20 protein-coding genes and 1 tRNA gene are annotated in these 21,031 nt (G+C 65.1%); 16 read left to right on the top strand and 5 right to left on the bottom strand.

What is annotated here, in order from left to right; translation table 11 throughout:
- The first annotated feature begins 56 nt into the window (after positions 1 to 56).
- The 5 genes from C8C94_RS13175 (at position 57) to C8C94_RS13155 (ending at position 4,059) form a co-directional block, all read left to right on the top strand.
- Positions 57 to 551, top strand: a complete 495-nt coding sequence (locus tag C8C94_RS13175) for a RidA family protein (RefSeq protein ID WP_121421022.1) — start codon at positions 57 to 59, stop codon at positions 549 to 551.
- A gap of 52 nt (positions 552 to 603) precedes the next feature.
- Complete coding sequence (locus C8C94_RS13170) at positions 604 to 1,014, top strand: GFA family protein (RefSeq protein WP_121421021.1); 411 nt, start codon at positions 604 to 606, stop codon at positions 1,012 to 1,014.
- A gap of 12 nt (positions 1,015 to 1,026) precedes the next feature.
- Positions 1,027 to 1,263, top strand: coding sequence for a hypothetical protein (locus C8C94_RS13165; protein WP_121421020.1), 237 nt, complete (start codon positions 1,027 to 1,029; stop codon positions 1,261 to 1,263).
- Between the two features lie 125 nt (positions 1,264 to 1,388).
- Positions 1,389 to 3,410 (top strand): bifunctional 2',3'-cyclic-nucleotide 2'-phosphodiesterase/3'-nucleotidase, encoded by a 2,022-nt coding sequence (locus tag C8C94_RS13160; RefSeq protein ID WP_233573461.1) that lies wholly within the window; start codon positions 1,389 to 1,391, stop codon positions 3,408 to 3,410.
- A 121-nt stretch (positions 3,411 to 3,531) separates the two neighbouring features.
- Positions 3,532 to 4,059: a midcut-by-XrtH protein gene (locus C8C94_RS13155; protein ID WP_121421018.1), complete on the top strand. Its 528-nt coding sequence runs from the start codon at positions 3,532 to 3,534 to the stop codon at positions 4,057 to 4,059.
- 105 nt (positions 4,060 to 4,164) lie between these two features.
- Here C8C94_RS13155 and C8C94_RS13150 read toward each other — a convergent pair whose 3' ends face one another.
- Both C8C94_RS13150 and radC read right to left on the bottom strand, forming a co-directional pair.
- Positions 4,165 to 4,947, bottom strand: coding sequence for a Smr/MutS family protein (locus tag C8C94_RS13150; protein WP_233573597.1), 783 nt, complete (start codon positions 4,945 to 4,947; stop codon positions 4,165 to 4,167).
- Positions 4,948 to 5,099: 152 nt separating this feature from the next.
- Positions 5,100 to 5,813, bottom strand: coding sequence for a DNA repair protein RadC (radC, locus tag C8C94_RS13145; RefSeq protein WP_121421017.1), 714 nt, complete (start codon positions 5,811 to 5,813; stop codon positions 5,100 to 5,102).
- A gap of 90 nt (positions 5,814 to 5,903) precedes the next feature.
- Between radC and C8C94_RS13140 the strand changes: the two genes are divergently transcribed.
- Entirely contained in the window at positions 5,904 to 6,368 is a 465-nt protein-coding gene (locus C8C94_RS13140) for a peptidylprolyl isomerase (RefSeq protein WP_121421016.1), read from the top strand.
- Positions 6,368 to 7,363 (top strand): 4-hydroxy-3-methylbut-2-enyl diphosphate reductase, encoded by a 996-nt coding sequence (gene ispH, locus C8C94_RS13135; protein ID WP_121421015.1) that lies wholly within the window; start codon positions 6,368 to 6,370, stop codon positions 7,361 to 7,363. The genes C8C94_RS13140 and ispH overlap by 1 nt, the downstream gene beginning before the upstream one ends.
- Before the next feature lie 133 nt (positions 7,364 to 7,496).
- Here the strand turns inward: ispH and C8C94_RS13130 are convergent, their stop codons facing one another.
- Entirely contained in the window at positions 7,497 to 8,225 is a 729-nt protein-coding gene (locus tag C8C94_RS13130) for an HPP family protein (RefSeq protein WP_121421014.1), read from the bottom strand.
- A gap of 168 nt (positions 8,226 to 8,393) precedes the next feature.
- Between C8C94_RS13130 and C8C94_RS13125 the strand changes: the two genes are divergently transcribed.
- The 4 genes from C8C94_RS13125 (at position 8,394) to mnmH (ending at position 13,018) form a co-directional block, all read left to right on the top strand.
- Positions 8,394 to 9,335, top strand: coding sequence for a threonine/serine dehydratase (locus C8C94_RS13125; protein ID WP_121421013.1), 942 nt, complete (start codon positions 8,394 to 8,396; stop codon positions 9,333 to 9,335).
- A gap of 32 nt (positions 9,336 to 9,367) precedes the next feature.
- Entirely contained in the window at positions 9,368 to 10,690 is a 1,323-nt protein-coding gene (serS, locus tag C8C94_RS13120; protein WP_121421012.1) for a serine--tRNA ligase, read from the top strand.
- A gap of 142 nt (positions 10,691 to 10,832) precedes the next feature.
- Positions 10,833 to 11,903 carry a selenide, water dikinase SelD gene (gene selD, locus C8C94_RS13115; RefSeq protein ID WP_121422841.1) on the top strand — a complete coding sequence of 357 codons (1,071 nt, stop codon included), beginning with the start codon at positions 10,833 to 10,835 and terminating at the stop codon, positions 11,901 to 11,903.
- Between the two features lie 2 nt (positions 11,904 to 11,905).
- Positions 11,906 to 13,018, top strand: a complete 1,113-nt coding sequence (gene mnmH / locus C8C94_RS13110; RefSeq protein ID WP_121421011.1) for a tRNA 2-selenouridine(34) synthase MnmH — start codon at positions 11,906 to 11,908, stop codon at positions 13,016 to 13,018.
- A gap of 292 nt (positions 13,019 to 13,310) precedes the next feature.
- Here the strand turns inward: mnmH and C8C94_RS13105 are convergent, their stop codons facing one another.
- Positions 13,311 to 14,237, bottom strand: coding sequence for a LysR family transcriptional regulator (locus C8C94_RS13105; RefSeq protein WP_121421010.1), 927 nt, complete (start codon positions 14,235 to 14,237; stop codon positions 13,311 to 13,313).
- A 111-nt stretch (positions 14,238 to 14,348) separates the two neighbouring features.
- Between C8C94_RS13105 and C8C94_RS13100 the strand changes: the two genes are divergently transcribed.
- Positions 14,349 to 15,554, top strand: a complete 1,206-nt coding sequence (locus C8C94_RS13100) for an alpha-hydroxy acid oxidase (protein WP_121421009.1) — start codon at positions 14,349 to 14,351, stop codon at positions 15,552 to 15,554.
- A gap of 104 nt (positions 15,555 to 15,658) precedes the next feature.
- Here C8C94_RS13100 and C8C94_RS13095 read toward each other — a convergent pair.
- A tRNA-Ser gene (locus C8C94_RS13095) sits at positions 15,659 to 15,748 on the bottom strand.
- Positions 15,749 to 15,980: 232 nt separating this feature from the next.
- On the opposite strand from C8C94_RS13095, the gene C8C94_RS13090 reads away from it, so the two are divergent.
- The 4 genes from C8C94_RS13090 (at position 15,981) to C8C94_RS13075 (ending at position 21,001) form a co-directional block, all read left to right on the top strand.
- Positions 15,981 to 16,601, top strand: coding sequence for a hypothetical protein (locus tag C8C94_RS13090; protein ID WP_121421008.1), 621 nt, complete (start codon positions 15,981 to 15,983; stop codon positions 16,599 to 16,601).
- A gap of 110 nt (positions 16,602 to 16,711) precedes the next feature.
- Entirely contained in the window at positions 16,712 to 17,329 is a 618-nt protein-coding gene (locus tag C8C94_RS13085) for a hypothetical protein (RefSeq protein ID WP_121421007.1), read from the top strand.
- Between the two features lie 91 nt (positions 17,330 to 17,420).
- Positions 17,421 to 20,363, top strand: coding sequence for a hypothetical protein (locus C8C94_RS13080; RefSeq protein ID WP_233573596.1), 2,943 nt, complete (start codon positions 17,421 to 17,423; stop codon positions 20,361 to 20,363).
- Positions 20,360 to 21,001 carry a tail fiber protein gene (locus C8C94_RS13075; protein WP_121421005.1) on the top strand — a complete coding sequence of 214 codons (642 nt, stop codon included), beginning with the start codon at positions 20,360 to 20,362 and terminating at the stop codon, positions 20,999 to 21,001. The genes C8C94_RS13080 and C8C94_RS13075 overlap by 4 nt, the downstream gene beginning before the upstream one ends.
- Positions 21,002 to 21,031 lie beyond the last annotated feature (30 nt).

Below are 21,031 nucleotides of genomic sequence, written 5' to 3'. Positions count from 1 at the left end.
TGGGCGTGCATCCGATGTGCTGTACGCTGTTTTTTTGAGAAAAGGAGCTGTTTTTTATGTCCCGCGATGCCCGTTTTCAGGAACAGGCCCAGGCCCTGGGCTACAGCTTTGATGGCGAGATCAAGATCGGCGGCAACTACGTGCCCCTGGTACGCGACGGCCATCACATCTACCTGAGCGGGCAGATCCCGCGCGTGGGCGACACCGTGGTGGTCACAGGTGCGGCCGGCGCAGATGCGACGCTGGCCCAGGCGCAGACGGCGGCCAAGGTGTGTGTGATGCGCGCGCTGGCGCTGTTGCAACGCGCGCTGGGCTCGCTTGATGCGGTGCAATCCATCCTGCGCATCACGGTCTACGTGCAGTCGGCGCCGGCATTCACGCAGCAAAGCGAGGTGGCCGACGGTGCGTCGGAAATCCTGTTTACCGTGCTGGGTGAGGCGGGCGCGCACACCCGCACGTCGGTGGGCGTGCTGCAGCTGCCCAAGAACGCGACGGTGGAGGTGGACCTGATCGCTTCAGTGAGCCCCTCTGCCGCAGCTGCTGCACCTTGAGCCTACACGGTCACTGCATCGCATCGCGCCCATCCCCCAAGGAAGAACGGCCATGAACAACCCCGTTGTGCACCATGGAAGCTGTCTGTGTGGCGGCGTCCGCTATGAGACCACCGCGCCCGTCAAGGCCTCGTCGCACTGCCACTGCACCATGTGCCGCAAGGCCCATGGTGCAGCGTTCGCCAGCTATGGCAACGTGCGTCGCGAGCACCACCGCTTCGTCCAGGGCGAGGCGCTGGTGCGCACCTACCACTCGTCACCCCAGGTGACGCGGCAGTTCTGCTCGGTGTGCGGGTCGCCCCTGCTGTGGCACAGCGATGGAGCGTATGCCGACATAGTCGCCGTGCCGCTGGGCACGCTCGACACCCCCTTCCATACGCCGCCGCATAAGCACATCTACGTGGCCTCCAAGGCGCCGTGGGTCGAGATCTGCGACGGCCACCCCCAGATCGACAGGGAATAGCCGGGGCCACGCATGGACAGCGCACCAACCACTCCCCATCCGCGCTTCAATGTGTTCGGCCGCATCGTCGAGGTGCGGCGCGAAGGTGCGCTGTGGCAGGCCTACCGCGTGGGCGCTGATGGTAAACGCACACCCTCAGGCTTTGTGATCCCCGACTTTGTCGAAGAACATGAACTGGCGCAGTTCCTCGAAGACCTGTTCCACGAAAGTGCTTCGCCGCACAACGGCGACGTGCACCGCATCGACTGACATCCTGACGACGGGGTGCCGCGTCACACCGCTGTCAAACCCCTGCCAGACACTCGGTCCCTTCTTTCACCCAGGGACTGTTCATGTCTGCGCGCACTCCAATCCATTCGCTTCTTTCTTCGCACATGTCGCGCCGCGTTGCCGCGCTAGGCATGGTGGCACTGGCGGCTTCGCTGGCTGCTTGCGGTGGCAGCGACGACAGCAGTAACAATGCGGGCGCCACGGCCACGCTGGCCGTGCTGGAGACCACCGACCTGCACTTCAACGTGCGCAGCTACGACTACTTCAAGCTGGCCGAGGACAAGAGCTATGGCTTTGAGCGCACGGCCACGCTGGTGCGCGCCGCGCGCAAGGAGTTTGCCAATACGCTGCTGGTGGACAACGGCGACACCATCCAGGGCACGGCGCTGGCCGACTACGAAGCCACTATCAACCCCATCCCCTGCACGCAGCAGCTGTCGATGTACAAGGCCATGGGCTCCCTGGGCTTTGACGCGGGCACCCTCGGCAACCACGAATTCAACTACGGCTTGCCCTTTCTGAACCAGGTGCTGGGCGGCGGCCTGGATGTGGACGGCGTGGATGGCTCCAAGAAGTGCGCTGGCGCGGGCTTCCCGGTGGTGCTGGCCAATGTGGTCAGCAACAAGACCAAGAAGCCGCTGGTGCAGCCCTACACGCTGCTGGAGCGCACCCTGGTGGCCAAGAGCGCGGATGGCAAGGACGTGAAGCTGCCCATCAAGATCGGCGTGATCGGCTTCACCACGCCGGGCATCATGAACTGGGACAAGCGCTACCTCGAAGGCAAGGTCACTACCGAAGGCGCGGTGGAGGCGGCCAACAAGTACGTGCCCGAACTGCGCGCCAAGGGCGCTGACCTCGTGGTGGCTCTTCTGCACGGCGGGCTGGACGGCGCGGCGTATTCGCCCACCATGGAGAACCCCGGCCTGTACCTGTCGAAGGTGGCTGGCATCGATGCGATGGTGATGGGCCACCAGCACGGCGTGTTCCCCGACACGGCGGCCATCCCCGGCTTCAAGCTGCCGGGGGTGGACCACAAGGCGGGCACCATCAACGGCGTGCCAGCGGTGATGGCCAGCTCCTGGGGCAAGGCCTTGGGTGTGGTGCAGCTCGCGCTGCAGTGGGATGGCACCAAGTGGGTGGTCAACAAATCCGCCAGCAAGAGCGAGTTGCGCAACATCCAGAGCAAGAACGCTGCGGGCACGACGGTGACCGTGGATGCCGACCCTGCCATCGCCCCCCTGATCGAGACGCAGCACCAGGCCGCGATCCAGTACGTGAAGACGCCCATCGGTCAGACCGACTTCCGCATGAGCACGCTGTTTGCGGATGTGGGTGACCCGGGCGCAATCCAGATCGTGAACCAGGCGCAGCAGGCCTATGTGGCGGCCTATGTCAAGGCCAACCTGCCGCAGTATGCGCAGCTGCCCGTGCTGTCGGTGAGTGCGCCGTTCAAGAGCGGCTTCCAGGGCGGCGCCGACTACACCGACGTGGCCGTCGGCCCGCTGGCCATCAACAACGCAGCTGACCTCTACCTGTACCCCAATACGGTGTATGCGGTGAAGGTCAATGGTGGCGACATCAAGAACTGGCTGGAGGCCGCCGCCAAGCGCTTCAACCAGATCGACCCTGCCAAGACCGGCGAGCAGCAGCTCATCAGCACGTTCCCTGGGTACAACTTTGACATGTTCACCTCCGCCGACATGCAGTACGAGATCGACGTGACTCAGCCCGTGGGCAGCCGCATCAAGAACCTCACCTACCTGGGCAAGCCCATCGACGTGGCGCAGGAGTTTGTGATCGCCACCAACAACTACCGCGCCACCAGCGGCAAGAGCTTTATCGACAAGCTCGATGGCTCGGGCACGATCTGGGCCTCACCCGATGCGAACCGGGATGTGGTGATCGACTACATCCGCAAGAACCCGGCGGTGACCCGCATGGCCAACGGCGCGGCCAAGAGCTGGCGCTTTGCCAAGGCCACGGCGGCGGGCCCGGTGGTGTTCAGCTCGGGCGCCAATGCGCTGAGCGTGGCACAGGCGGGCGGGCTGGCCAATGTGTCGCTGCTGGCGGCCGACGATGGGTCGGGCAAGGGCACGTCGAAGTACGCGATCGACCTCTCGAAGTAAGTCTGGACGGACACAAATACCGCTCTTGGAGACAAAGTGTTACGTGTTAGAGTGACCGCCATGGGTGGAGCAGGCTCCTCTATTGGGGCTCATTGCCCGCCATTCTCTTTTTGGAGTCACTATGAACCGAACTGCTATCCGCCGCTGGGCCTGTGCTGGCCTGGGGCTGTTTTCCTCTTTGGCAGCGCTGGCGCAGCCGGCTTCCGGCGGAGTCATCAGCTTTGGACTGAGTTCCTCGATCCCCACGTTGTCTGACTTGGGGATGCTGGCTTTGGTGGGTGCCCTGGGATTGCTGGCTTGGAATGCCTTTCGGCGCCAGGGGCAGAGCGGCAGGTTCTACTCGCTGCTGGCGGCAGTCGTGGGGGTGACCCTGGTGCTGGGCAGCGTCTTTGGTGCACGCAATGCGTACTCGAACGGCAGCATTGATGCGGCCAACTACATCGGGTCCTCGTACAACTTCCCTGCCAATATTGATGAGGTGGTCTACAACTCCGGGGATGAAGATGTGTTGATCCTGGGCATCCAGGCGACCCCCGGTTACACCGTCGTGACGCCAAATACCTTGCCCCAGTGCCAGGTAGGTATGCGGATCCCTGCCCACAGCGCCATCCCCTTCTGCTACGTCAGAGTGCAGGGTGGTCCGGTTTGACGGGAAGCTTCACGGCCAAATTCTGGAAGCGTATCGTGCGGGTGATGTCGTAGTGATTGCTCTGAAATAGATAGCGCCCAGTGCTTTTCTGTCAAGCGCTAGGCCCTATTTCCGCAGCATCTTCTGCGCCGAGCGTAGCAGGACCACCAACGCACCTGCTCCACCTTCATCCCCCCGGGCTTGCACAAAGGCCAGGACTTCGTTCTTCTGCACCAGCCAACTGTGCACCCGGCCTTTGAGGACCGGGCTCTTTCCCGGTGAGCCCAGGCCCTTGCCGTGCACCACGCGCACGCAGCGCAGGCCGGTCTTGTGGGCGTGGCGGATGAAGTCGCCCAGCGCCTCGCGTGCCTCGTCCACGCGCAGGCCGTGCAGGTCCAGCTGGCGCTGGATGCTCCAATGGCCTGCGCGCAGGCGGCTCGTCACTTCCACGCCGATGCCGGGGCGGCGGAAGCTCAACTGGTCGTCCGTGTCCAGCAGCGTGGTCACGTCAAAGTCGTCGCTGATGGATTCGCGCAGCACGCGCTCTTCATCCAACCAGTGCTGCACGGGCAGCGGCGGGGGCTGGTGCTTGCGCAACCGCGCCACGTTGGGGTTGCGCAGTGGCGTGACGGGGCCCACGCTGCGGCTGAAGAGGTGGCGCTCGGCCTCGGCCCGGGCTGCTGCTTCACGCCGGGCTTTGTCTTCGGCCTCGCGGCGCTCCTGGTCCTCGCGCAGGCGGCGGGCCACAGTGGCCAGGTCCTGCAACTGGGTGATGCGTTCGCCTGCCCGGCGAGGGGCAGGTGGTGCACGGCGTCGGGGCGGTGCCGGGTTGTCGCCGATGGAGGGTGGCGCGGGGGCATGACGGACAGGCCGCATCGCCGCCTTGGCCGCAGCCTTCTTGTCGGCCAAACCTGCGCGCCGGGCGGACCGGGGCACGGCGGTGGTGGTGGGGGCAGGGGCAGGCTGGGCGGCGCCCATAGGGCCTTCGGAGCCGCGCGCAGCGCGTGCCAGCGCGGCGTGTAATGCCGTCGTCGGGTGGGCCGGTGCGGGCGCAGGCGCAGTCACACCAGGCCCTTTTCTGCCATCGACAACGCCTGGCCCGGCGCCACGATCACGTGGTCGAGCACGCGCACATCCACCAGCGCCAGCGTGGTCTTCAGGGTCATGGTCAGCGCCTCGTCGGCCCGGCTGGGTTCCACGCTGCCGCTTGGGTGGTTGTGGGCCAGCACCACGGCGGCCGCCTGGTGGTGCAGGGCGCGCAGCACCACCTCGCGCGGGTACACGCTGGTCTGCGTGAGCGTGCCGCGAAACAGCTCCTCCAGCGCCAGCAGGCGGTTTTGCGCATCGAGAAACAGCACCGCAAACACCTCGTGCCCCTTGGCCGCCAGGTGCAGTTGCAGGTAGTGCTTGACGGTGTCGGGCGAGTCGAACACCTCGCGTTCGCGCAGCTGCTGGGCCAGGGCGCGGCGGGCCAGCTCCAGCACCGCCACCAGCTCGGCGCGCTTGGCGGGGCCCAGGCCCTTGATGCGCTCCAGGTCGGCCGCGCTGGTGTGCAGCAGGCCGGCAATGCCGCCAAAGCCGCCGGTGATGGCGCCCGTGTCCGGGTCGATGCCGGGCGGGTCCAGCAGCTCCTGCGCCATCTGCAGCACACCCTTGCCCACGATCCCCGTGCGCAGCAGGATGGCCAGCAGCTCGGCATCGGCCAGGGCGGCGGGGCCTCGCGCCAGCAGTTTTTCGCGGGGCTGGGCGTCGGCGGGCAGGTCTTTGAGGGGCATGGCGCGAGGGTCTTTGACGCCTGTCAGGGAGTGACGGGCGTAGGGCTTTGCCCGGTTTTCTACAATGCAGGCCAGTTTATCGGGACTTTCATGACCTCTATCGATGCCTCCGTTCCCACCGTCCAGCCGGGCTCTTTCCTCACCTTGCATTACCGTCTGGCGGGCCCTGCAGGCGATGTGATCAACACCTTTGCCGACAAACCCGCCACCCTGTCGCTGGGCACGGGCGAGTTGTCGCCCTCCATGGAGCAGCGCCTGCTGGGCCTGGCCGAGGGCACGCGCACCACGTTCGAGCTGCCTGCGGGCGAGGCCTTTGGCGAGCGCAACCCCGACATGCAGCAGTGGGTGGCGCGCAAGCTGATGAACGAGCTGGGCGACCCCGACGAAAAGTACAACGTGGGCGACGTGGTGCAGTTCCCCACGCCCGACGGCCAGGGCAGCTACGCGGGGGCCGTGATGCAGGTGCGTGACGACGGCGCCGTGCTGTTCGACTTCAATCACCCTCTGGCGGGCCAGCCGGTGACCTTTGAAGTGCAGCTGATCGGGATCCTGTGATGCAGGCGCCGCAAGAGATCCTGCTGGCCGAGCCGCGCGGGTTTTGCGCAGGGGTGGACCGCGCCATCGAGATCGTGGAGCGCGCCATCCAGAAGTTTGGCGCCCCCATCTACGTGCGCCACGAGATCGTGCACAACACCTACGTGGTCAACGACCTCAAGGCCAAGGGCGCGATCTTCATCGAAGAGCTGTCGGACGTGCCGCCCGGCGCCACGCTGGTCTTCAGCGCCCACGGCGTGAGCAAGGCCGTGCAGCAAGAGGCCGTGGCGCGTGGCTTCAGCATTTTTGACGCCACCTGCCCGCTGGTGACCAAGGTGCACGTCGAAGTGGCCAAGCTCGCCAAAGAGGGCTACGAGTTCATCATGATCGGCCACAAGGGCCACCCCGAGGTCGAGGGCACCATGGGCCAGCTCGACCACGGCATTCACCTGGTGGAAGACGTGGAAGACGTGGCCCGGGTGCAGCCCGCGCAGACCGAGAAGCTGGCCGTGGTCACGCAGACCACGCTGAGTGTGGACGATGCGGCCGAAATCTCTGCCGCCGTGCGCGCGCGCTTTCCCAGCGTGCGCGAGCCCAAGCAGCAGGACATCTGCTACGCCACGCAGAACCGCCAGGACGCCGTCAAGGTGCTGAGCCCGCAGGTGGACGTGGTGATCGTGGTGGGCAGCCCCACCAGCTCCAACAGCAACCGCCTGCGCGAGCTGGCTGCCAAGCTGGGCACCACCGCCTACATGGTGGACAGCGCCGACGAGCTGAAGGGCGAATGGTTTGATGGCCTCGCCCGCGTGGGGCTGACCGCCGGAGCCTCGGCGCCGGAAATCCTGGTGCAGCAGGTCATCGACCGGATCAAGGCGCTGGGTGCTGTGTCGGTACGCACCATGGCGGGCATCGAGGAAACCATCAAGTTCCCGCTGCCCAAGGGGCTCAAGATCGACGCGACCACCGGCTTGAGCATCACCGAACGCACGCCAGAGACCGGGCCTGCGGGGCATTGATCTGAGGCAGCGGGCGCCTCATGGGAAGGTGTTTGTTGGTTTTTGATTCTTAATTGATAGCTGCTAGCGCTTGATAGATAAGCGCTAGGGCCTGATTTGAATCCTATTTTGTCGCCGTGCAGGATGGGTTGCGCTACAGCGCCATCGCAGGCCCGCTCCACAAATCCAGCGGTGGGTCCGCCGCCACCGCGCGCAGGATGTCGGTGCGGGAGATAAAACCCGACAGCACGCCCGCCTCGTCCGTCACCGGCAGGCCGGGCAGGCCCGTGTCCAGCAGCACGGCGGCCACGCGGCGCAGCTCGGTGTCGGGCGACACGGTGGGCACGGGGCTCACCATCACTTCGGATACCGGGCGGCGCGCCAGGTCAATGGCCTGCTTGACGGCACCGGGCTCGGGCAGCAGGTCCAGCGGCGCCATGTCGGCCCGCAGCAGCAGGCCAATCACGCGGCCCAGCGTATCCACCACCGGCGCCTGTGCGACCTTGTTCTCGGCCAGGGTCTGCCAGGCATCGTTTACGCGCATACCGGGCGCCACACTCACGCCACCGGTGGTCATCACGTCGCTCACCTTGGTCAGCGGCTGGCGGGCGGTGGCCTGGGGGCCTTGTTCGGTTTGCGCATAGGCGCTCACGGCGTCGTGCATGCGCAGGTTGACGATGGCGGCAGGTGCGGCAGCGCTGGCATCGGCCGCCGTGGGACGGGGCGAGGCCGTGAAGATGGGCCCCGGCTGACCATCTTGCGCGTCCATGGCCCGCGTGCGCAGGGCCTGCGGGCGCTGCACGCTGCGCACCGCAGAAATACGCGCCAGGTTTTCGGGGCCACCCCGGTACATCTGGCCCGACGGGCCGAACACAAAGAACATGCTTTTTCTCCTGCGCGCAGGCCGACCACCGCGTTGGGGTGGGGACTGCTCTGCCCATGTTATCGGCAGTTGTGCGGCGCGCGTGCAGTCAGCGTTGTGTCTGCATGTTGCGGGCAACCCCTACACTGCCCCTTCTTCTGACCCCACCAGCTTCACCGGAGCCCCTGCATGATCGACCGCGCCGCCATCGCCGCCGCCCGCCACCAACTGGCCACCCAGCCTGATTTTTTGCGCACCACGCCGCTGATGCGCGTTTCTGGCAAGTCCCTGGGCGTGGATTGCGCCGAGGTCTGGCTCAAGCTGGAGCACCTGCAGGTGGGTGGCAGCTTCAAGGCGCGCGGCATGTTGTACCGCCTCCTGGCCAACCCGGTGCCCGAGAGTGGCGTGATCATTGCCTCAGGCGGCAACGCCGGAATTGCCGTGGCTGCTGCCGCCAAGGCGCTGGGTGTGCGCTGCGAGGTGTTTGTGCCCGAGGTGTCGCCCGAGGCCAAGCGCGCCCGGCTGCGCGCGCTGGGCGCCGAGGTGGTCGTCACCGGCGCTGCCTATTCACAAGCCTTCGAGGCCTGCGTGGCCCGCCAGAAGGCCACCGGCGCGCTGCAGGCCCACGCCTACGACCAGCCCGAGGTGGTGGCCGGTGCAGGCACCTTGGCACTGGAGATGGAAGAGCAGGGTGACCGCCTGCCCGACACGGTGCTGGTCAGTGTGGGCGGCGGTGGCCTCATCGGCGGCGTGGCCGCGTGGGTGGAGAGCCGCGCCCATGTTGTCGCGTTGGAGCCGGAACTTGCGCCCACCCTGCACGCGGCGCGCGCCGCAGGCCAGCCGGTGGATGTGGACGTGGGTGGCGTGGCCGCTGATTCCCTCGGCGCGCGCCGCATCGGCGCCATTGGCTGGGAGGTCAGCCAGCGCCATGTGCACGATGCCCTGCTGCTGCCCGACGACGCCATCCGCGCCGCCCAGCTGTGGCTGTGGAAAGAGTTGAAACTGGCCGTGGAGCCCGCTGCCGCGCTGGGTTTGGCGGCGTTGCAGATCGGTGCCTACAAGCCCCAGCCGCAGGAAACGGTGGCCCTCATTCTCTGCGGCGCCAACTTCGACCCGGCAATCCTTGCCTGAGCCCAGGCCGACCACCCCTTTAAAATCCAGCCATGCTTGACATTCTTCTCCTCCGCAAAGACCTCGACACCGCCATCGCGCGGCTGGAAACCCGCAAAAAGCCCCAGGCCTTCCTGGACGTCTCCGCATTCCAGGCCCTGGAGTCCGAACGCAAGACGCTCCAGACCCGCACCGAAGAGCTGCAGGCCCAGCGCAACCAGCTGTCCAAGCAGGTCGGCATGCTGATGAGCCGGGGCGACAAGGATGGTGCCGAAGCCATCAAGGCCCAGGTGGCCGCAGGCAAGGTGGAACTGGAGCAATCCGCTGCCCGCCTGGAACAGATCCAGGCCGAGCTGCTGGCCATGCTGGTCGCTGTGCCCAACCTGCCACATGAATCCGTGCCTGTGGGCAGCGACGAAGCGGGCAACGTGGAAGTGCGTCGCTGGGGCACCCCCGCCAAGTTCGATTTCGAAGTGAAGGACCATGTGGATGTGGGCACACCGCTGGGCCTGGACTTCGACATGGGCGTCAAGCTCTCGGGCTCGCGCTTCACCGTCATGAAGGGCTCCATCGCCCGCCTGCATCGCGCACTGAGCCAGTTCATGCTGGACGTTCAGACCCAGGAGCATGGCTACACCGAGTGCTATGTGCCCTACGCGGTGAATGCCGATTCCCTCAAGGGCACCGGCCAGCTGCCCAAGTTTGAAGGCGATCTGTTTGCCGCCAAGAAGGGCGGCCAAGACGGCGAGCCTGTGCCGGACAACGCTGCGCTGTACCTGATCCCCACCAGCGAAGTACCCCTGACCAACTTTGTGCGCGACGTGGTAGTGGCCGAATCCGACCTGCCCATCAAGCTCACGGCCCACACGCCGTGCTTCCGTTCTGAGGCTGGCAGCTACGGCCGCGACACGCGTGGCATGATCCGCCAGCACCAGTTCGACAAGGTCGAGATGGTGCAGATCGTGCATCCCGACAAGAGCTACGAAGCGCTGGAAGAAATGACTCGCCACGCAGAGACCGTCCTGCAGAAGCTGGGCCTGCCCTACCGCGTGATGAGCCTGTGCACCGGCGACATGGGCTTTGGCGCCGCCAAGACCTACGACCTGGAAGTGTGGCTGCCCGCGCAGAACACTTACCGCGAAATCAGCTCGGTGAGCAACTGCGAAGCCTTCCAGGCCCGCCGCCTGCAAGCCCGCTTCAAGAACGCGCAAGGCAAGAACGAGCTGCTGCATACCCTGAACGGCTCCGGCCTGGCCGTGGGCCGCACGCTGGTGGCGGTTCTGGAAAACTATCAGCGTGCGGACGGAACCGTCGAGGTTCCGGCCGTTCTCCGCCCCTACATGGGTGGAGTGTCGGAGCTGACACCCGCGGCCTGACCGGCCACGTGTTGCGCCCCGGATCGGCTTTGGCCGGGCGCACCCCGCAGGGCCTGCCCACGCAAATCAAATGCGTGGGCAGGCCCTGGTGTTTTTGCGGCCCCGCAATGGCAGTAGCCCGCCGATTCGGGACAATGCAGCCATGACTTCTCCCGACACCCCTCCTGGCATCGCCTCCCCCAGCACCCCCATCCGTCTCACCCAATACAGCCACGGTGCAGGCTGTGGCTGCAAGATCAGCCCCAAGGTGCTCGACGTGATCCTGGCGGGCAGCGGCGCCCAGAACCTGGACCCGCGCCTGTGGGTGGGCAATGCGTCGCGGGACGACGCTGCCGTGTACGCGCTGGACGACGAACGCGGTGTGGTGTCCACCACCGACTTTTTCATGCCCATCGTGGACGACCCGTTCGACTTCGGGCGTATTGCTGCCACCAATGCCATTAGCGACATCTATGCCATGGGTGCAGACCCCCTGATGGCCATTGCCATCCTGGGTTGGCCGGTGAATGTGCTGCCGCCCGAGGTGGCACGCGAGGTGGTACGTGGCGGACGCGCGGTGTGCGACGCTGCAGGCATTCCGCTGGCCGGCGGGCATTCGATAGATGCGCCGGAGCCCATCTTCGGGCTGGCCGTGACGGGCGTGGTGGAAAAACGCCACCTCAAGCGCAACGACACCGCCACGGCGGGCTGCCGCCTGTACCTGACCAAGCCGCTGGGGATCGGCATCCTCACCACCGCAGAGAAAAAGGCCAAGCTGCTGCCCGAGGACGTAGGCCGCGCGCGCGACTTGATGTGCACCCTCAACCAGCCCGGCAGCCGTTTTGGCAAGTTGCCGGGCGTCATGGCCATGACCGATGTCACGGGCTTTGGCTTGCTGGGCCACCTGGTCGAGATGGCCGAGGGCAGTGGCCTGACGGCGGTCCTTGACTATGCCGCCGTACCGCGCCTGAGCGGCGTGGAGTACTACCTGGCCGAAGGCTGCGTGCCCGGCGGCACCCAGCGCAACTTCGACAGCTATGGCGCCAGGATTGCGCCGCTGGACGACACGCAGAAGCAACTGTTGTGCGACCCACAGACCAGCGGCGGCTTGTTGGTTGCCGTGGCACCCGAAGGCGAGAGCGATTTTCTGCAAGTGGCAGCCGGGTGTGGCTTGGAGCTCGCGCCCATCGGCCACTTGACCGCGCGACAGGCCTTCGCTGTCGTTTTGGGTTGACCATGGAGAACCTGGCCGACTACCGGCACATCTTTCTGAACGATGTGCCCATGATGGATGTGCGTGCACCCGTGGAGTTTGCCCAGGGGGCTTTCCCTGCAGTGGTCAACCTACCCTTGATGGACGATGCCGAGCGCCAGCAGGTGGGCACCTGCTACAAGCAGCGGGGCCAGCAGGCGGCCATTGCGCTGGGGCACACGCTGGTGTCCGGCGACATCAAGCGGGCGCGCATCCAGGCCTGGGCTGAGTTTGCACGGGCCCATCCGCAGGGCGTGCTCTATTGTTTTCGCGGCGGCTTGCGCTCCCAGATCGTCCAGCAGTGGCTGCAGAGCGAAGCGGGCATCGACTACCCCCGCGTGATCGGTGGTTACAAGGCCATGCGCACCTTCCTGCTGCAGACCACGCAGGCTGCTGCCCAGGAATGCCGGTTTGTGGTGCTTGGCGGGCTCACGGGCACCGGCAAGACTGAGTTGATTGAACAGCTGGCCAGCGGACTTGACCTGGAGCGGCACGCAAACCACCGGGGCTCCAGCTTTGGCCAGCGTGTGAGCGGCCAGCCCGCGCAGATTGATTTCGAGAACCAGCTGGCCATCGACATCCTCAAGAAGCGCGCGGCAGGGCTGCGGCTGTTCGTCGTCGAGGACGAGGGCCGGCATGTGGGGCGCTGCGCTGTGCCGCTGGAGCTGAGGCTGTGCCTGGAGCAGGCCCCGATGGTGTATGTCGAGGAGCCCTTTGAAGCCAGGGTCGAGCGCATCCTGCGGGACTACGTGGTCGCTCAGTGCGCCGAGTTTTGTGCTGCGCAGGGCGAGGTGCAGGGGTTTGACGCCTTCTCTGCCCGCCTGCTGGAAAGCCTGGACAAACTGCACAAGCGTCTGGGGGGAGATCGTCACCAGCTTCTGCGGGCGACGATGCTCCGCGCCCTGGTCCAGCAGAAGGCGCAGGGCGATGCTGCGCAGCACCGCGACTGGATCACGGCGCTGCTGCGGTGTTACTACGACCCCATGTACGCCTACCAGCGCGAAAGCAGGGCTGACCGCATTGAGTTTCAAGGGGCATACGGTGAAGTCCTGGCGTATTTGCGGGAACGCGCCGGGCTCTCAAACTGCCAGTCGTAGGGACCCTCTGCACGAATCACCGCGCCGTGTGCATCTGCGGCCTCGGGCGGTCTGCGGCGTTGCCAATGCTCGCAATAGCTACGGCCATTGCTGCGTTTTGCCCCTTGCAGCCCATCCCGATCCGCAGCGCCCACTTGCCGCTCAATTCGTGCAGAGGATCCCTAGGGATGTCCTGCATAACTCCCTGCGGTCTGTGATAGCGCGGTCTCGGGCAGTCCGCTGCGTTGCTTTTCTTGCCAATAGCCCGGCTATTGGCTGCCAAAAGACGCCTTGCGGCCCCACCCGATCCGCACTACCACCGACTCGCGAGGGTTATGCAGGACATCCCTAGCGCAGGCGACACCGAAAAGTCCACCTCTGCCTGCGCCAGGCGTTGCATGGCGGGGATCAGTGCCCGCGCATCACCCCGGCGCCACTGGAAGCTGTATTGCAGCGGCGCTAGTGGCGTGCGTGCGCCCGGGGCGCGCAAACCCAGCGGGCCCACCCACCCCGAGGGCAGAAACCCCACACCCACTCCTGCGCGCAGCATGCCCGCCACGGCCCCCAGGCTGTTGCACAGGATGTGCTCGCGGATGGTGACACCTTGCGCCAGCAACCAGTCGTCCAGCAGCCGCGTGGTGCCAGCGCCTGGCGGCAGCGTGACGAGGGGATGCTGCTGCAGCAACGCTTTGATGCCCAGGCGGCTGGCGCCCGCCAGGCTGGGTGACAGGGCCCAGGCGAAGCGCGCGGCACCCACGGGCTGCGATAGCAGTGTGCTGCGCGACGAGCGCCCCGCGATCACGGCGAAGTCCAGTTCACCGCCGTCCAGGCGGCGCTCCAGCACCCCGCCCACATCCACGCAAGGTTCCAGAGCCAGGCGTGGGTGCGTTCGCCGCACTGCCGCCACAAAGGTGGGCAGCCACGTGAGCGCAGAGAGGTCGCCCACGCCAAAACGGCAGCGGCCCGCAAGCTCCTCGCGGGAGCCTAGCATATGGCCCAGCGCCGCCATGGCGTTGAGTACTTCCAGTGCGGCCGGTAGCAGGCGCTCACCCGCCTCGGTGAGCACGGCACGGTGCCGGCTGCGGTCGAACAGCGACTGGCCCAGCGTGGATTCCAGTTCGCTGATGCGTTTGGACAGCGACGAGACCGACAGGTGCACCCGCTCCGCTGCCGTGGCGAAATTGGCGCAGGTGGCCGCCCACCAGAAGGCTTCAAGTTGTTTGACCGAGGGATGTGGCATGTGCAGAGAGATTGGCAAAAAGCGAACAAAGTCATTCTAAATATTCCGCTTTTATTCACTGATACGGAAATCTACAGTGGCGCTGATCCCTCAACGCAATGACCATCTGCCATGCCCGTCTCCACTGCTACGCCGTCTACCACCGCGCCGCGCTCGCCTGCTGTATTGCGCCGCATGCTGTCGCTGCACGACTTTGAGGACGCCGCGCGCAGGCGTCTGCCTCGGCCCATCTTCGGGTACATCGCCGGTGCGGCGGAGGACAACGCCTCGCTGCGCGACAACCGCGCAGCGTTTGGAGACTTTGCCTTCGTGACGCGGATCCTGCGCGATGTATCGCAACGTTCGCAATCCGTCGAGCTGTTTGGCGAACGCTACAGCAGCCCTTTCGGGATAGCGCCCATGGGCATCAATGCGCTGTCCACCTACCGGGGCGATCTTGTGCTGGCGCGTGCTGCACGGCGCATGGGCATTGCGTCTGTGATGAGCGGTACGTCGCTGATTCCGATGGAGGACGTGGCCTGCGACAGCCCGGGCACCTGGTTCCAGGCCTACCTACCTGGCGATCAGGCACGCATTGATGCGCTCATCGACCGCGTGGAGCGTGCGGGTTTTCACACCCTCGTCGTCACGGTGGATACCCCCATCTCCGCCAACCGTGAGAACAACATCCGCACGGGTTTCTCCACACCCTTGCGCCCCAGCCTGCGTCTGGCATGGGATGGTCTCGTTCGGCCGCGTTGGGTGGCGGGAACCTTTTTGCGCACGTTGCTGCGCCACGGCATGCCGCACTTTGAAAATTCGTTCGCCACGCGCGGTGCGCCCATTGTTTCTTCCACGGTCCTGCGCGACTTCTCGGCGCGCGACCATTTGAGCTGGCGCCACATTGAGGCCATTCGCCGCCGCTGGAAGGGACCCTTGGTCGTGAAAGGCCTGCTCAGCGTGGAGGACGTGCTGCAGGCACAGCGTACGGGTGCGGATGGCGTTGTGTTATCCAACCACGGGGGGCGCCAGCTCGACGGGGCCATATCGCCCATGCGCGTGCTGGAAGACGTGGTCGCGGCCGTGGGCCCGAGTTACCCGGTGCTGGTGGATGGGGGCTTTCGGCGCGGCTCCGACGTGCTCAAGGCCATTGCGCTGGGCGCGCGCCTGGTTCTGGTGGGCCGACCCTTCAACTATGCAGCCGCCGTTGCCGGTGAAGCGGGGGTGCTCCACGCAATCACCCTGCTGCGCGACGAGGTCGATCGCAACCTCGCCATGCTCGGCGCCACGGGTTGCAGCGAACTGGGGCCCCAGCACATCGCGCGCCAGAGAAGCTGAGGGATGGATTGCAAGGGACGGCGGTGGTGTCGCCCTTGTCCGTTCACGATGCGCCAAAGAAAAAGCCCTGCGCTATCGATTAAATAGCATCAGGGCTTTGTCAGTGGCGGAGAGGGTGGGATTCGAACCCACGGTAGTGTTGCCACTACGCCTGATTTCGAGTCAGGTACATTCGACCACTCTGCCACCTCTCCTGTGTGTCGAAGCCTGCGAGTATAGCAAGTTTTTCAGGGACACCAGCGCCTCTCTCTATCTTCCACGCCAAATGCGGTCGCCTGCCGTGGGGCCAGCGCGCGCCGTCTGGTGGAGCTCCTGCCTGTAATTGCCTGTAATCGCTTTGCTTTGCGGGCCTGCCTACAGTCGCATCACTGCTTCAAAAACGCAGTGCCAAGCAACCCAGCGACAGGACATCAGGTAGGAGTCCCCATGGATATCAAGCTGCGATTTGTGAACCAGTCCCGCGACGGCAATAAGTCGGAGGTGGTGATGTATCAGAAGAACCAGCTCACCGGCATGGCCTCGCTGGCAATGGCCTGGAAGGTGATCCGGTTCTGCGGGCGTGACTGCTATCACCCCTTTGCGTTTCCGGCAGGTTTCGAGGTGGGTGTTGCCGATGAGTACGGCAATTTTTCACCCCGCATGGCCGCAGAGAACGGCCAGATGCTCCGGCTGGAGTCCACCGCATCGGGGGGACGGCGCCTGCGGCGTGCAGGGCTGGCCAGCGCATCCTCTGAAATCGATGTGCTCAACGACCTGGGCCAGGGCGCGGTCAATATCTGCGTCTTCAGAGATGGTCGGATGGTGGGCATGAAAACTGCCGTCACACCGGGCCAAAAGGCAGTTTTTCAATACCAGCCGGTGCTGTGGATTGGCGTGGCGTCCCAGGTTGCGCAGGGCTCGGCCATCAGCTCTGCTGTCATGAGCAATGCCAATACCGAGCTGTCGTTATTGGGCATCGCCAGCGCAGACATCGTGATGTCGGGCGGTGGGCCAGGCGAGGGCTCCACCCCCTACGAATTCAATCTTGAAAACATCGTGCAGATCTGACCATCCGGGCAGGTCCGCATCCACAGAGTTCGCTTTTCGGGCTTCAAGGCCGGGGGGCAAACGGGCAACGCATGGCGTGTTGCCACCACTTTCACCAACAGGAGAAACTCATGGGCGTTCAACTCAACTTCATCAACAACTCCAACGACACGAACAACTCGGAGGTCGTGATATTCCAGAAGAATGTCGCCACCAATTTCGACGAGCTGTCGGTGGCCTGGCAGGTCATCAAGTACTGTGGCCAGGGCGACAACCATCCGTTCACGTTTCCCATGGGCATGCAGGTGGGGGCCAGTGACAGCTACGGCAACTACACGCCCCAGCTGGATGCCCAGAACGGCGAACTGTTCCAGATGTCCTTGACCACGTCTGGCGACCGGCTCGTGCGCGCAGGCAGCGGCACCAGTTCCAAGGAAGTGCAGGTGCTCAACGCGCTGCCCAAGGGGGCGATCAACGCCAGTTGCTACAAGGACGGGAAGCTCCTGGCCATCAAGACCTCGATCGCGCCCCAGCAAAAAGCGGTGTTTGAGTTCAAACCCACCATCTGGATTGGTGTGGCCTCCCAGGTCGTGCAGGGCCAGGTCATGAACTCGGCCATCATCTCCAACATCAACACCGAGCTGTCCCTCCTGGGCATTGCCAGCGCGGACATTGTGATGACGGGTGGCGGCCCTGGCGCCAACTCGACGCCGTTCGCGTTCAACCTCGAAAACATTGTGATGTGCTGAAGCGGTGCGTCGGTGCGGGGGGCTGTTCAGCGCCCCCGCGCCGATGCTCCGCAGCTCTCCCCGTCCACCCAGGAAGCATGCCGTGAACGAAATGGTCCAAAGAAGATGGAGCGCCATGGATGGCTGCCTGATCTTCGACATCACCATCAACCGTGCACCCCACGACGATGTCCCTTCCTGTGTCAGCGTTTCCTGCAGTTCGGGGGAGTCGGAGCGCCAGCGGGTCACCGTCACCAGACACTGGCCCGCACAGCCGTTTGAATTCAGATTCTCCTCGGGCTGCTATGTGTCGGGCTACCTGCAGCAGAAAACGCCGGTGCACATCGACGGCGTCCCCAATACGGCCATCTTTGCCGACATCCACTATGGAATGCGGGGGCAGGCGGATGACCACCACTTTGAAGGCCTTATGGCAGCGTGCCCCATGCGTGGGCCCCTTCCGCCCCCCCAGCCTCCCAGTCCATTGCCGCCTGTTCCCACGCCGGTGCCGCCAGCCCCGCCGGTCGATCCCGTCGAGCCTCTGCCTGTCATCAATAGCCATCCGGAGGAGCTGTTTCCTTACGTGTACGTGCGCCGCTGGCCCAAGATCTCATCCTCGGATCTTTTGCATGGCTTTGTCCAGTACGCCAGTGCCAGCCCTCCTTGCTGCAGTTTCTTTGAGGACCTGGTAGCGGCACGCGCCCAAGGCCGTGAAGCCGTGCAGTCACTGGCGCTGCGGTTCATTGACGGAGATGCCCCTTACCAGGGACTCTTCATCGGAGACCTGGACCGCCTTCCCGGGCCCATGGGCCAGTTTGCGTCCTTGCTGGAGCAACTGCCCTCGCCCCATGACAAGCCGTTTGAGTGGCTGGCGACCGCCCGTGCGGAAGTCACGCAGTTGCTGCAGCGGTACGCCCTGACCTGGAGCTGTTTGGAGTCTGGAAACTACCTGCAGACCTTGGACAGGGTCTGGCAGAGTTACTTCGCCCTGGTCATCACCCTGGGGTATGACGCTGCCTTGCTGGATGGGTTGACCCGCACCTTGCAGATGGCCCATCTGATCGCGGTGGCATTGCAGCCCCAATCTCAGGGCATGGCGGCAGTCGGCGCCGCATCAGAGACGCCAGCGCCCTTGCAGCCGGCCCCCATCAGTGCCTCCCAAATTGCATTGCTGCGCGAGGCCACCGTGGTGCTGCCGGCCCAGGTTTTTCCTTTGCCCCCGGCCCGCACTGCAGAAAGATCTCCGCCCGTGGCCCCCGACGGTTGGATCGAGCCCTATGCCATTGGCGACTTGCAGATGGTGCGCCAGCGCCTTCTGCGCTACCAAAGCGGAGAGATCGCACGCATAGAAAACGTGATGCGCGGTGAGCGCCGGGAGGTCACGCACAAACGCACCCACCGGCAAAAGGATGAGCAAAAGCAGACCCTGGCCGAGATGCAGGTCCTGCAGAACGATGCAGCGGACGAACGCAGCAATCTCCAGGAAGAGTCTCGCAAGACCGTGGCCGAGGCGACCGAGACCCACCAGTACAACAAGTTCACCAGCAGCTACGGCCCTCCCACGCAGGCCACCCTGGATGGTTCCTGGACCAAGGCCGTGCAGCAAGGCGCCAACCCGGGGCTGGACGACACCACCCGCTTTGCGCGCGACATTCTGAACAAGACAGTCAATCGCATCAGCCGCAGTGTCAGCCACACGCGCTCCAGCAGCACGATGAGCCAGACCGAAGATGCGGTAGTCAGCCTGATCGACAACACCGCGGGCACCCGGAGCATGCGCGCCGTGTTCCGCTGGGTGAACAAGGTGTACGAGGCGTGCGTTGTGAACTACGGCCAGCGGTTGATGATGGAGTTCATGGTGTGCCAGCCCGCAGCGGGCTTCATTGCGCAGGAGCAGGCGCTGGCGGGGCAGGACTTCGCCAAGCCGCTGTCTCCGCTGCAAATGGGAGTGGCCACCTTCGAGGACATCAAGGTGGACGGCCCTCGCAACTACGCACGGCTCGGGGCCTACTACGGCGTGCTGGATCTGGATCCGCCCCCGCTGGCAGAGCGCTTCGCCTCGGCCACACTGCGCAACGGTGAAGAAAAGCAGATCGCCGTTCCCGCAGGGTACGGCGCTACCCAGGCCTTTGTCAGCTGGGTAGGAGCGTCCCCTGGCCAACAGGCGCCTGTCGTGCTGGTGGGGCGGCAAACCGTGACCCCTGGCGCTGCGGCCAGTCCCGTGGCGCTTCACGGAGAGGACGAAACCGTGCCGGTGTCCGTGATGGACTATCCACCCGGCTTCTCGCCACCCGGCGACCAACCGTTGCAGGTCAACGTGGAGATCGGCTGCGCGCCTTCCAGTCGGTGCATGGACCAGTGGCGCATCCGTACCTACGCCAGCATCGTGCGTGGCTATCAGGAGCGGATGGCGGCATACCATGGCCGCGCCCAAGGCGGCGCGCCATCGTCTCCCGCACCGGCCTGTTCGCCGCTGGCCCGTCGGCAGATCGAGCAGCGTGAGTTGAAGAATGCCTGTCTGCGCCTGTTGCTGGAACGCCTGCTGACCCTGACTGGCATGTCCGCAGGTGCCGCGTGGGGGTCTCCGCCATCGCAATTCATGGTCAATGAGCCCCGCTATCTGCAGTTCTTCGACGAAGTGCTGGAGTGGAATGAAATGGCCTACAGCTTCTATGCCAGCCCTGGCCTGGGCGCTGCGGGCGGGGTGCCGGAGCTGGGGAGCCTTGCGGCCGACGACGATGCCTTGTTCGCCAGTTTCTTGCAGGCTGGTCAGGCGCGCGTGCTGCTGCCCGTGCAGCCAGCGCATGTCCTGGCCTTTCTGTATTTTTATTCGGCGGGCATGCTCTGGAGCGCCCCGGATCGGCTTGCCCCCGTCAATCCGGACGACATCGCACTGGTCAACGACCTCAAGCATGCAGGGCCCCGGCAACAGAGTCCTGCGCACCGCCTGGGGCCGTGCTGGCAGGTGGTGGTGCCTACCTCCATGCAGGTGCTGGATGCGCCGGGCGGCGAAGGGGGTGCGGACCTGCCCGCCCTTGGGGGGGCTGCACCATGATTGTGGTACCGGGGGCAGCCATCCCCTTCTTCTGTCGGCCAGCTTTTGGCGACCTCCCCGTGGGTTCGGTGACGGCGTTTGCGGGCACGTTGGGGCCGCCCGACAGCGCGAGCCCTGCTGCTGCGGTGAGCCCAGCCGCATACACCACCAACCCCCTTGAGGCGTGGGGATGGATGGTTTGCGATGGCCGATCGTTGCCCTGTGTGGACTACCCCGAACTGTTTGCCGTGCTGGGCTACGTGTATGGCGGTGCTGACGACAACTTCAACATCCCCGACTACCGTGGTTACTTCCTTCGCGGTATTGGCACGGGCACCCGCAACGACCCCGACATCGGCCAACGCAGCCAGCCGCCTGGGGGCCAGGGTGCGAGCGATGGTGTGGGTTCCATCCAGCCGTTTGCCGTACAGACGCATGAGCACACCTACAGCAGCGCACCAGCCCCTTCGGCCACGTCCCCCAGTGGAACTGCAGCAGGCGCGCCCAGCGTCGCCAGCACGCTGACCACGGGTGGTCCGGTTGCGGGCACGGGCCAGGCGCAGGCGGTGCAGGTGAGCCCGAACGAGACGCGCCCCCTCAATGTGTACGTCAACTACCTCATCAAGTTCACCTACGGACTGCTCCCGCTTTTGAGATGACCGCGCACGTGTCCCCAGAACCCTTTCCAA

The sequence above is a fragment of the Acidovorax sp. 94 genome (assembly GCF_003634645.1).
Taxonomy (GTDB): domain Bacteria; phylum Pseudomonadota; class Gammaproteobacteria; order Burkholderiales; family Burkholderiaceae_C; genus Acidovorax; species Acidovorax facilis.
Note: the sequence above shows the minus strand (reverse complement) of the source record. Positions and strands in the feature narration are given on the sequence as shown.